This window comes from Solicola gregarius (assembly GCF_025790165.1).
Taxonomy (GTDB): Bacteria; Actinomycetota; Actinomycetes; order Propionibacteriales; family Nocardioidaceae; genus Solicola; species Solicola gregarius.
The window spans coordinates 619,681-631,862 of the sequence record NZ_CP094970.1 but is presented as its reverse complement, the minus strand read 5'-3'; the positions used below and the strand labels follow the sequence as shown (position 1 = coordinate 631,862).

Here is a 12,182-nt window from a genome sequence, read left to right as displayed (position 1 = left end):
AAGGTGATGGGCTATGGCCGCTGCCGATGTGATCCGCCTGCTCGACGTACGCGACGAACCGCTGAGCCTCGACGAGGTGTACGCGAGTGTCGTCGATCCGCACGCCGGGGGAGTCGGGCTGTTCGTCGGCACTGTGCGTGACCATGACGGCGGGCGCGGGGTCGACCGGCTCGAGTACTCCGCGCATCCGACGGTCGCCGCGCGAATGCGTGAGGTCGCCGAGGCGGTGACCGCTCGGTTCGACGTGATCGCGCTCAGCGCCGTGCATCGAGTCGGCTCGCTCGGTATCGGCGATATCGCCGTCGTCGTGGCAGTGTCCGCGGCACATCGTGGCGAGGCGATGGGCGCGTGTCACGCGCTGATCGACGACCTCAAGGCCGGCGTACCGATCTGGAAGCACCAGGTGTTCGGCGACGGCAGCGACGAGTGGGTCGGCACTCCCTAGGCACGACCCAGCCGTGCCTCACGAGGGTTCGTACGACTTCCGCCTACCCTGGTGCGGTGGAGATCCTGCTCTGGTTGGCCGCGCCGCTGGCCGTGACCGCGCTCGCGATGCTGTGGGCCGCGTGGTTGGGACGCTCACGGGACGCCCGTGCGACCGACGAGCGTGCGCATGAGCGCTTGTCCCGCGCCATGCGCAGGAGATCGCGCAAGCCGCTGATGGTCGCGACCCAGCCCCACGAGCGTTCGAGCGGAGTCGCCGTGCGCCCCTCGAGCCGTGGCCGCGGCGCGCGGTGAAAGACTAGCGCCCTATGTCTCGCCGTAACCTCACGCTCTTCGCTGCGTCCGCTGCGGCACTCGTGCTGGTCTGTGTTGCTGCGCTCATCCCCGTCCCGTACGTCACCATGAAGCCCGGCCCGACCTTCGACACCCTCGGCAAGTTCGAGGGCAAGCCGGTGATCGCATTCGGCGACGGCGTTCAGACGTACGACACCGACGGGCAGCTCCGGTTCACGACCGTTTCGGTGACGAGCGCGGGGTCGCAACTGTCGCTCGGGCAGGCGATATCGGCCTGGTTCAGCGACGATGACGCCGTCGTACCGCGGGACGTGATCTACCCCGAGGGGCAGACGGCCGAGGAGGCAGAGCAGGAGACCAGCCTGCAGATGTCGAGCTCGAAGACGATCTCGGAGGCGGTGGCGCTACGCGCGGCGGGACTCGACGTGCACGTCTCGGTCGAGAAGCCGATCGACCCGGAAGGACCCGCCGCCGGCAAACTCGAGGAGGGCGACACGATCCTCGCGGTCGACGGTGACGAGGTCGACTCGCCCGACGACGTCATCGCGGCGATCACGACGCTGGAGCCCGGCACCGAGGTGACGCTCGACGTCGAGCGTGGCAACGCCGATCGCACGGTCAAGCTGACGACCGAGCCGAACCCCGACGACAAGTCGCTGTCGCGTATCGGCGTCGGCATCGGGTACGACTTCCCGGTGACCGTCAAGAACAACGTCGGTGAGGACGTCGGCGGCCCGAGTGCCGGCACGATGTTCGCCCTCGCGATGTACGACGAGCTGACCCGCGAGTCACTCACGGGCGGCGAGGTGGTCGCCGGCACGGGCACGATCGCCGACGACGGCACCGTCGGACCGATCGGCGGGATCCAGCAGAAGATCGCGGGTGCGGCGGCCGCCGACTCGACGATCTTCCTCACCCCGACCGGCAACTGCGAAGAGGCCGCCGACGGCGACGACCACGGTATGAAGCTCGTCGAGGTCAAGACGTTCGACCAGGCCGTGAAGTCGCTCGAGGCGCTCGCGGAAGATCCCGGTGCGGAGGTTCCGTTGTGCGAGTAGGTGAAGATTCCGCGCTGCGGCAGGCGGTGCTCGAGATCGAGTCGCATGCGGCGGGCGAGGGCTGGGACCAACCGCCGCGGCTGTACGCCCTCGTGCCGACGGGCGATCTCGTCCGCGCGGAGCCGGCGATGGCGCGCAGCCTCGGTCTCGACGAGGACGCCGATCCCGACTCGCTCACGCCGATCGCCCAGGACGACGTACCCGCCGAGCGGCCGTTCGAGGACACGCTGGCCCAGATCATGTGGCCGCCGCAGGTGGTCGGCTGCGCCGCCGTCGTCGAGCGGCTGATGCTGCCGCCCGAGGCGGAGGACGGACTACCCGACGACGCTCGGGATCTCGAGACGTACGCGGCGAAGCATCCCGACCGGCAGGACGTCCGGATCGTCGCCGCCGTCACGCGTACGGGCGACGCGCATTGCGCCGTGCGGATGCGTGCAAACCCCGACGACCTGCTCGAGGGACCCGACCTCGTACCGGCACTGACGAGGCTGATCGCGGGGACCCTGGCAGACTAGGAGGTGCCCGGGTCGCCGACCGCGTGTCTGCGCCCGGGTCATCGATCGGCAGTACCTGACAAATGAGTCGCCAATACGAGGAGAGACGTGAGCGACGGATTCGCAGCGGGTTCGAAGAGCGACGAGGAGCCGCCCGCATCCACCGGCCGCGGTCGCAGAGTGCTGATCCCGACGATCATCACGCTTGCGGTGCTCATTTTCCTCGCGTCGATCTTCACCGGCATCTGGACCGACCGGCTGTGGTTCCAGGCGCTCGACTACGGCTCGGTCTACTCGACGCTGCTCGGTACGCGGGTGGTGTTGTTCCTCATCTTCGGTCTGGTCTTCGCCGGAGTCGTGCTCGGCAGTGTGTACCTCGCGTACCGCTGTCGGCCCCCCCTTGCGGGTCAGGCGCGCATCAGCGATCCGGTCGCGCGCTATCGCGACGGCATCGACCCCGTCCGCAAGCCGTTGTTCATCGTGCTCGGCATCGCGCTGGTCGGCTTCTCCGGAGCCGTCGCGGTCGGCAAGTGGGAGACGTACCTGCTGTGGCGCAATGGCGGCTCCTTCGGCCAGGACGACGAGTACTTCGGTAAGGACATCGGCTTCTTCGTCTTCGACTACCCGTGGTTCCGCTTCCTCGCGTCGTACGGCTTCGCGCTGTTGATCGTGGCGATGATCCTGACCGCGTTGGTCTACTACCTCTACGGCGCGATCTCGTTCCAGGCGAGGGTCAGCAAGGTATCGACGGCGGCTCGCGTCCATCTGTCGATCATGATCGGAGTCTTCATGCTGCTGAAGGCGTTCGCGTACTGGCTCGACCGGTACGGCTTCGCGACCGCCGACGGCTCACTGCACACGGGCATCTCGTACACCGACGCGCACGCACGTATCCCGAGCAAGAACATCCTGATCGTGATCGCCCTGATCTGCGCGATCCTGTTCTTCGTCAACGCCGTACGCGGTTCGTGGATGCTGCCGGGCATCGGCGTCGGTCTGCTGCTGCTCTCCTCGATCCTGATCGGCGGCATCTGGCCGGCCATCATGCAGTCGTTCCAGGTGAAGCCGTCCGAGCAGGACAAGGAGTCGCCGTACATCGAGAAGAACATCACGGCGACGCGTGACGCGTACGACATCGGCCAGGTGCAGGTCGAGGACTACGACGCGACCACGACCGTCGACTCGGCCGAGCTACGCGAGTCGTCTGAGACCCGGGTGTCGACGCGGTTGCTCGACCCCACCCTCGTCGCGCCGGCGTTCGAGCAGCTGCAGCAGGTGCGCGGCTACTACACGGTGCCCGACACGCTCGACATCGACCGTTACACGATCGACGAGAGCGACCAGCCTCAGGACCTCGTGATCGCTGCCCGCGAGCTCGACCTGAGCGGCCTGCAGGACAGCCAGCGCACCTGGACCGGCGACCACACCGTCTATACGCACGGCTACGGCGTCATCGCCGCGCGCGGCAACCAGGTCAACGCGGAGGGCGAGCCGGTCTGGGTCGAGCAGGACATCCCTCCGCGCGGAGAGTTCGAATTCAAGAAGCCACCGCGGATCTACTACGGCGAGGCGTTCGGAAGCAGCGGCGGCGGACCGGACTACTCGATCGTCGGTGCGCCTGAGGGTACGAACCCGGTCGAGATCGACATCCCCACCGGCGGGGGAGAGGACGACACCGAGTCGTCGACGCAGAACACCTACGACGGCAAGGGCGGCGTCGAGGTCGGCAGTACGTTCCGCCAGCTGTTGTACGCCGCGAAGTTCGGCGAGCCCAATATCTTGTTGTCCGGCCGGGTGAACTCCGACTCGAAGATCCTCTACGACCGCGATCCGCGTCACCGCGTCGAGAAGGTCGCGCCGTGGCTCGAGGTCGACGGCGACCCGTACCCGGCCGTCGTCGACGGCCGTGTCGTCTGGATCGTCGACGGCTACACCACCAGCGACGACTACCCGCTCTCCGAGAAGCGCTCGATGGAGGAGGCGACCTCCGACACGCTGACCAACACCGGTGCGCAGGAGGCGTTGCCCACCGATCAGGTCAACTACGTACGTAACTCGGTCAAGGCCGTCGTCGACGCGTACGACGGCACGGTCGACATGTACCAGTGGGACACCGAGGATCCGTTGCTCGATGCGTGGATGAAGACGTTCCCGGACATCGTGAAGCCGAAGTCCGAGATCCCCGAGACGCTGATGGAGCATCTGCGGTACCCGGTCGACCTGTACAAGCTGCAGCGCGACGTGCTCGAGCGCTACCACGTCACGGATGCAGACACGTTCTACCAGGACGACGAGCGGTGGGTCGTACCCCAGGACCCGACGTCCTCGACGGGCGAGAAGCAGCCGCCGTACTACCTGTCGATGGCGCGACCGGGTGAGAAGACGCCGAACTTCTCGCTCACCAGCGTGTACGTGCCGAACAACCGGGAGAACCTCGGTGCGTTCATGTCGGTCGACTCGGAGGCGACGAGCAAGAACTACGGTTCGTTCCAGATACTGCAGCTGTCCAGTGAGCAACAGATCCCCGGCCCGAACCAGATGGACAACACGTTCGCGAACGACGACGGTGTCCGCGGCAAGCTGCTCAGCTTCACCAACAACAGCAGCGTCGAGGTGTTGTACGGCAACCTGCTGTCGTTGCCGATCGGCGACGCGCTGCTGTACGTGCAACCGGTGTACACCCAGAACACCGGCACCTCGGGCTCGTATCCCGTGCTGCAGCTCGTGGTCGCGTCGTTCGGCGAGGACGTCGGATCCGGCAAGGACCTCGACGAGGCGCTCCGCGACGCGCTGGGCATCGGACCCGACACCGACACCGACGGCGATGACGACTCGGGTACGAACACGCCGCCCGACGTCGAAGCGACGGCGCGTGACCTGGTCGACCAAGCCGTGCAGGCGTTCTCGGATGCGCAGGCCGCGCTCGACGACGGCGACCTGTCGAGGTACCAGACGCTGAACGACAAGGCCGGGAGGCTGCTCGAGCAGGCCAAGGCGCTGATGGACGGCGAGCAGCCACCCGACGGCGGCTCGAACGGCGAGAACGGCGGAAACGAAGGCGATTCGGGCGACTCCGCCGGCGGCTGACCGCCGGTCACCGGCCCGATTTGATTAGCGGATGCCCGGCCCCCTATAGTTGCGGAGGCGACGCGGGGTGGAGCAGTTCGGTAGCTCGCTGGGCTCATAACCCAGAGGTCGCAGGTTCAAATCCTGCCCCCGCTACCACAGAAGGCCCTCTGACCAGCAGAAACGCTGAGTTGGAGGGCCTTCAGTTTGTCCTCGAGTCAGACCAGACACTGACAAAATCCCTGACAGTTTGCGAAGAACTGGGGTACCTTGGCTCAGATCCACGTAGCGTCTGTGGGGTGCCAGTGGTGACGCCAGAACCAGATGACGAAGATGACAGTGTCGAGTTGACCCCTGAGCAACGCGAGCGCCTGCGTCGCGCCTTCGACAACCTGCACGGCGCGATGCTTCCCAAGTTCGACTTCAATCTCCCGGACCTCGCTGGCCTGACCAGGGCGCAGGCCAGCATCGCCAAGGCCGTCGCGATCCCGGACTCCGTGACCAAGAACCTCAGCGCGTTCACCGGCATATCGACTGCTGCGGCCGAAGCCTTGAAGCCGTTCCGAGCTGCGCAGGCGCAGTGGGCGAAGCAGATGAGTGTCATCAACTCGGACGCACTCAAGTCGCTGAGCGCGATGCCACAGATGGACTCGATCTTCGCGGAGATCGCCAGGAACGCCGAGTTCGCTGACTCAGTCTCGCGGCTCGCTGACCAGATCGCCAAGCATCACGAAGCGACATTCCGATCCCTCGCCGAGAGCGCGAGGAAGCTCAGCACCGCCTTCTACCCCGCGAACCTGCGAGGCATCGACGATCTAGAGTTCTCGGCCGTCGAGGAAGTTGTGCTCGAGGACGGCATCGCGCTGTACGTAGTGCCGCGCACGGTGATCGCTGAAGCACTGGTCCACGCTGAAGGAACAGACGTCCGACTCGCCATCATCGAACACGAGTGGAAGGCGATTGCCGAGGACTGCCGAGTGGCGCTCGATGCTTGCACGACGGAGTACGTCGCAGAATGGGTAGCCACCGGACTCGCTGCCCTCGACGCACTTGACGGTGGTCACCACTCCGCTGCCCAGGCACTGGTCGGGTCGTTGACCGACACGGTCGTGACCTCGTACATGGGGGATCGGGACACGAAGAGGAAGTTCACGCCCGACAGAAGCGGTAGTCGCACCAACGACGAATACCGGAAGCTGGGAGTTCGCTCGCTGATCGCACTCGGGCCGATCTGGCAAGCCCATCGGCAGTTCCATGCCGAGGATGGCGACGCGATCCCTACGACCTTCAATCGGCACGCGACGGCGCACACCGTCAGCGCGGAGCAGTACACCCGACGGAACCTCGTTCAGGGTCTGATGCTGGTGTGCAGCTTGATCTCCTTCGTCAATGAGAGGGCTGTGTCCGAGGAGGCTGCATGAGAGCAGGGCGTTCAAGCCCGGCGGCCCGATTCTGTCGGTAGGGTCAGCCATGATGTTGGTCAGGGCAGCGGGAGACTCGCTGGCAGGCTGGTACTTGGCGGGAGGATTCACGTGAGCAAGTCCCTACTCGAGCAGTTGCCCGGCATCGTCGCTGCCGGTAAGCGACAGGCGGCCCAGGTCTTGGAAGGCCTTGAGGGTCGCAACCGCGTCACGCTCCAGACCCGCGAACTGGTGATCCCGTCGAAGGACTCCGTCGCAGCCGACCTGTTCAAGCGGGCCGACCATGAGACGGCGGGCGGCGACATAGCGGCGGGCAACGCCGACCTCAACCGGTTGATCTACGGGGACAACCTCCTGGCCATGGCGGCGTTGCTTGCCGGCGACGAGGCGAACCCGAGCCTGCGCAACAGGATTGATCTGATCTACATCGATCCGCCTTTTGACTCAAAGGCCGACTACAGGACAAAGGTCACGCTTCCAGGTGCGACGATCAATCAGAAGCCGACGGTGCTGGAGCAGTTCGCGTACTCCGACACCTGGGCCGACGGCACGGCCTCCTACCTCGCAATGATCACGCCACGCCTGATCCTCATGCGCGAGCTGCTATCGCCGGTGGGCACCATCTATGTCCATCTGGACTGGCATGTCGCCTCGTACGTGAAGGTCGTTCTCGACGAAATCTTCGGCAAGGACAACTTCGTTAATGACATTTCGTGGAAGCGGTCGCACGCCCATGGAGATTCGGGCCAGGGGGCTTCTCATTTTGGGCGGGTATCCGAGCGTCTCCTGGTCTTTGGTAAGGGACCAGATCGATTTTGGAGGCCTCCCTACGAGCCCTACACCGATGAGATCATCAAGCGGGACTACAAGCACATCGACCCAGACTCAGGTGAGCGGTATCGCCTCATGCCTGTCGATGGTCCAGGCGGAGCCGCCAAAGGCAACCCGTACTACGAGTTCCTCGGAGTGAAGGGCTATTGGCGCTACTCGCAGGAGACGATGCAGAAGCTGTACGACCAGGGCGAGATCGTGCTCTCCTCGACTGGGCGATCGCTGAGTCGAAAGCGGTTCTTACGTGATGCCAGAGGAACACCAGTCACGGACTTTTGGTCGGACTTGAACCGCATCAGCCCGACGTCCAAGGAACGTCTTGACTACCCAACGCAGAAGCCGGAAAAGCTCCTCGATCGGATCGTGTCGACGAGCTGCCCTCCTGGAGGTGTCGTCGCCGACTTCTTCGTGGGGTCTGGCACTACAGCAGCGGTGGCCGAGAAGACAGGTCGGCGCTGGGTGGTGTCGGATCTGGGCAAGCCCGCCGCGATGATCACACGCAAACGCATGATCGATCTCGACTCCAAGCCATTCCTCTACCAGGCGATCGGCGACTACCAGGTTGAGCAGGCTCGCTCGACCCTCGGCCGATCATTTCGGATAGGGGACCTCGCGAAGGTGGTTCTCGACCTCTTCGGTGCGCTGCCGCTGCCGCCGGAGGAGAACGTCAACGGCAGTCTTGGTCGGCTCCCGAACACGCGCACTCTGGTCGTGGCGGACAGTCCGTCGAAGTTGACCACGATCTCGACGCTGCGCCGAGCCCAGGGCTACCGAGACAGCAAGATGGGCGGGTTCGACAAGGTCGTCGTGCTGGGTTGGAACTTTTCCGCTGGCATCGGTCAGGCCATCGCGGCTCTCGACGACGACAACCTCGAGGTCCTGGTCATCCCGCCGGACCTCCTCGACCGCCTCAAGAAGAAGGGCGGGGCAGAGAAGCTGGCCGGTAGCGTGCGGTTCGCGAGCCTCCAGTACCTCGAGGCCAGGGTGGTCGGTCGCAAGGAGGTCGCTGACGGCGAGGAGCTGAGGCTGGACCTCACCAACTATGTCCTCCTGTCGCCGGGCGCGATCAACCTCGACGACAAGAACCGAGCATCGCTGCAGCAGGTAATGAACGACGAGCCGCTCGCGCTCATCGAGTACTGGGCTGTCGACCCGGACTACGACGGCGAGGTTTTCCGCTCGGTTTGGCAGGATTACCGCGGCAACACCGAGAACGACGACGACCCGCTGCGCGTGGTCACCACCGCTCATCTGCAGCTACCGAAGAAGGCCGGGCAGCGTCGGGTCTGCGTACGGGCGGTGGACGTCTTCGGGTTCGAGGCCGAGGTCGTCATCGATGGGGTGGAGGTCGACTGATGGCCGAACAGCGCGACCGCTTCCCGCTGGCAACCGGGATCTCGGAGCTGGTTGAACCGCAGGTCCCGGACCTGGTGGGTGGCCAGGAGCCTGAGGTGCTCGGCGAGGTCACCCCAACGACCGCGGAGCTGCTTAGGTTCTGGTTCCAGCAGGATTACTGCGATGTGCGCCGCCTCAACTTTCACGAGGGCCAGCGCTCCGCGATCCTCCACGTCATCTACGCCCACGAGGTCCTGGGCGCTCGAACGCTGAGCGAGCTCTATCAGGCGGCAGCGCCGGACGCGCTGCTGGATGGCGGCCGCTTGGGAGAGGTCACCCGAGGCCGGCACAAGCACCCGAAGTACGCCGCCAAGATGGCGACCGGCACCGGCAAGACCTGGGTACTGAACGCACTGCTCGTCTGGCAGTACTTGAACAAGCAGGCCACGCCGGAGGATCACCGATTCACGAGCAACTTCCTGATCGTCGCCCCAGGCCTGATCGTCTACGACCGACTGCTCGACTCGTTCCTGGGGAAGGAGGTCGACGGCGAGCGTGATTTCACCACCAGCGACATCTACCAGCAGCGCGACCTGTTCGTCCCGGACAACCACCGCACGTCGGTGTTCGGGTTCTTGCAGTCCTCGGTTGTGACCAAGGCTGAAATCGGTCGCAAGGTGACCGGTGGCGGCATCGTCGCAATCACCAATTGGCACCTGCTCGCCGGTGTGGAGGACGACACGTTCATCGAAGGCGTGGACGACGTCGATGCGCCGGGGAAGGACATCGACCCCAAGGCCGCGGTCGAGTCGTTCTTCCCGCTCACTCCCGGTACCAATGCCGGCAATGCCCTCGACGTGCTGGACCGGCGGTTCGCCAGAGGCGGTCCCCTGCAGTTCCTAGTCGACCTGCCAGACCTGATGGTGATGAACGACGAGGCACACCACATACACGAGGTGCGCACTTCTGGGGAGGCCACTGACGTCGAGTGGCAGAAGAGCCTGCTGGAGATCGCTGCACCGAAGGGCGAGCGATTTATTCAGATGGACTTCTCGGCCACGCCGTACAACGAGGTGGGCACCGGCAAGAAGAAGGGTCGTCAGTGGTTCCCGCACATCGTGGTGGACTTCGATCTCACCAGCGCCATGAAGGCCGGTCTGGTCAAGTCCCTGGCACTGGACAAGCGCAAGGAGATCGCCGCGCTCCCGTTGGACTTTCGAGCGGAGCGGGACGACGACGGCACCGTAGTCGCCCTGTCCCAGGGGCAACGGGTCATGCTCCAGGCCGGACTGACCAAACTGCGCATACTCGAGGAGCAGTTCGCGAATACGGACCCCGACAAGCACCCCAAGCTATTGGTGATCTGCGAGGACACAAACGTCACCCCGCTGGTGGAGGAGTTCCTCCATGGGACCGGCATGAGCGACGAGGACGTGCTGCGCGTCGATTCGGGCAAGAAGAGGGAGTTGACTCAGAAGGACTGGGAGCCGATCCGCGAGCGGCTGTTCGACGTCGACCGTCACCCGTCGCCGAGGGCGATCGTGTCGGTACTGATGCTTCGCGAGGGTTTCGACGTGTCGAATATCTGTGTGATCGTCCCGCTGCGCAGCTCGCAGGCTTCGATCCTGCTCGAGCAAACCGTCGGTCGCGGACTCCGGCTCATGTGGCGCGGGGACGAGACGATCGACGAGCTCAAGCGAGAGACGCGTCAGCGGATCGCCAACGGTCAGGAGCCGAACAACTACTTCGACGTCCTGTTCGTGGTCGAGCACCCCGCGTTTGAAGAGTTCTACGATGATCTGCTCGCCGAAGGCTTGGCGGGCACCGTCGGTGATGACGCGGACAATAAGAACCCGCGTGGTGACCTGGAGAGCGTCGACCTCAAGCCCGGCTATCAGGTGTTCGATTTCGAGATCCCCGTGATCCTGCGTGAAGCCGACGATGAGCTGAATGCGCCGAGCCTCGACCCGATGGCGCTGCGGGCCAGCAAGTATCCGATCGACGTCCTCATCCGAGAGATCGGCGAGGGTGACCGGTTCGCTTCCCACGATCAACAGGAGGGAACTCAGTACGGGGACTACCGGGTGGAAGGCGGCATCCTCACGGCGACCGGGTACAACGACTATCTATCGCGGATGACCAACCGGATCACCCATGCTCTCGGCGCGAACATCACGAAGAGCGCCGCAAAGTTCAAGTCTGCGAGCCAGTACCCGATCCTGCAAGCACACCAGCCGATGGTGCTCGGGTGGCTGGACACCTACATCCGTCGCCGATTATTCGGCCGGGACTTCGACCCCCACGAGGGCGAAAACTGGCGGGTCCTCATGGTGGACGACGTGGCCCAGCACATCGCTGGTGTCTTCGCGACTCAACTCACTGAGCTGCAGCAGAGCGTGTCCGCTGCGGAGGCAGAGGTTCGACACATCCTGCTCTCCGAGGTACAGACCATCCCTGTGCGCTCAACATCCTGCGTCCAGGTCAACAAGTGCATCTACCCGAAGTTGCCCATACCGACGCACAAGGGCGGTCTGGAGAAACGGTTCATACTCTGGGCCGAGAAGGACTCCAAAGTGGAGGCCTTCTGCAAGGTACACGAGCATCGCCACCAGGTCATGCGTCGCCCGTACCTGAAGGCCGACGGAATGCCAGCGCAGTACTCGCCCGACTTCATAGTCCGCACCGTGGACTCGATTTTCATAGTAGAGACCAAGGCACAGTCGGCGCTCTCCGATGAGAATGTACGTCGGAAGGAACGCGCAGCGCTTGGATGGGTGGAGCAGATCAACCAACTCGAACCACACCTCCGGATGGACGTGTCCTGGTCCTACGTTCTGCTAGGCGAGGAGTTCGTCAAGAACTGGGAGTCGAAGGGCATGCGCGCCTCGGAGGCGCTGGAAATGGCTCAGCTTCGTCGGCCTGAGGAGTCGAGCCAGACGACGATCTTCTAACGGCGGAGATCGTGGACCAGGGACCGTTGCTCGGCCCCGTCGACATCAACGTATCGGCAGATGTCCCGAGATCGAGACGGCCCATTAGTCTTCTGGTGTCCGCGCTTCAGTCGCGAGGACGACGTGATGCACTGAGGTATCGCTGACTCGTGGCACTGGACGGCGATCTTGGCCGGACCTCGCTGTCGGGTCAGCGCACGACGAGGCAGAGTTCGCGGCGCTGGTCGCTCAGGCCGGATCAGACCACGTACGCACCGGTGAGCGCGCCGCCAAAGGCTGCATACTCGT

Annotated in this window: 8 protein-coding genes and 1 tRNA gene; all 9 read left to right on the top strand. The window is 64.5% G+C overall.

All coding sequences use genetic code 11. From position 1 onward, the window contains the following. Positions 1-13 precede the first annotated feature (13 nt). The 9 genes from L0C25_RS03190 (at position 14) to L0C25_RS03150 (ending at position 11,894) form a co-directional block, all read left to right on the top strand. The gene (locus L0C25_RS03190; protein ID WP_271634935.1) at positions 14-445 is read left to right on the top strand and encodes a molybdenum cofactor biosynthesis protein MoaE; all 432 of its coding nucleotides are present in this window, start codon (positions 14-16) and stop codon (positions 443-445) included. 56 nt (positions 446-501) lie between these two features. Continuing rightward, positions 502-738, top strand: a complete 237-nt coding sequence (locus L0C25_RS03185; RefSeq protein ID WP_271634934.1) for a hypothetical protein — start codon at positions 502-504, stop codon at positions 736-738. A gap of 14 nt (positions 739-752) precedes the next feature. Further along, on the top strand, positions 753-1,796 hold the full coding sequence (locus L0C25_RS03180; RefSeq protein ID WP_271634933.1) for a YlbL family protein: 1,044 nt from the start codon (positions 753-755) through the stop codon (positions 1,794-1,796). Beyond that, complete coding sequence (locus L0C25_RS03175; protein ID WP_271634932.1) at positions 1,787-2,311, top strand: PPA1309 family protein; 525 nt, start codon at positions 1,787-1,789, stop codon at positions 2,309-2,311. The genes L0C25_RS03180 and L0C25_RS03175 overlap by 10 nt, the downstream gene beginning before the upstream one ends. 87 nt (positions 2,312-2,398) lie before the next feature. Then, positions 2,399-5,377: a UPF0182 family membrane protein gene (locus L0C25_RS03170; protein WP_271634931.1), complete on the top strand. Its 2,979-nt coding sequence runs from the start codon at positions 2,399-2,401 to the stop codon at positions 5,375-5,377. Positions 5,378-5,438: 61 nt separating this feature from the next. Beyond that, positions 5,439-5,515 (top strand) — tRNA-Met (locus L0C25_RS03165). 32 nt (positions 5,516-5,547) lie between these two features. Beyond that, on the top strand, positions 5,548-6,777 hold the full coding sequence (locus L0C25_RS03160; RefSeq protein WP_271634930.1) for a hypothetical protein: 1,230 nt from the start codon (positions 5,548-5,550) through the stop codon (positions 6,775-6,777). A gap of 111 nt (positions 6,778-6,888) precedes the next feature. Beyond that, the gene (locus L0C25_RS03155) at positions 6,889-8,964 is read left to right on the top strand and encodes a site-specific DNA-methyltransferase (protein WP_271634929.1); all 2,076 of its coding nucleotides are present in this window, start codon (positions 6,889-6,891) and stop codon (positions 8,962-8,964) included. Beyond that, positions 8,964-11,894 (top strand): DEAD/DEAH box helicase family protein, encoded by a 2,931-nt coding sequence (locus L0C25_RS03150; RefSeq protein ID WP_271634928.1) that lies wholly within the window; start codon positions 8,964-8,966, stop codon positions 11,892-11,894. The genes L0C25_RS03155 and L0C25_RS03150 overlap by 1 nt, the downstream gene beginning before the upstream one ends. The last annotated feature ends 288 nt before the right edge of the window (positions 11,895-12,182 follow it).

Coding starts and splice junctions, on each gene's coding strand:
- L0C25_RS03190 (WP_271634935.1), top strand. CDS start 14: ATGGCCGCTGCCGATGTGATCCGCCTGCTCGACGTACGCGACGAACCG.
- L0C25_RS03180 (WP_271634933.1), top strand. CDS start 753: ATGTCTCGCCGTAACCTCACGCTCTTCGCTGCGTCCGCTGCGGCACTC.
- L0C25_RS03150 (WP_271634928.1), top strand. CDS start 8,964: ATGGCCGAACAGCGCGACCGCTTCCCGCTGGCAACCGGGATCTCGGAG.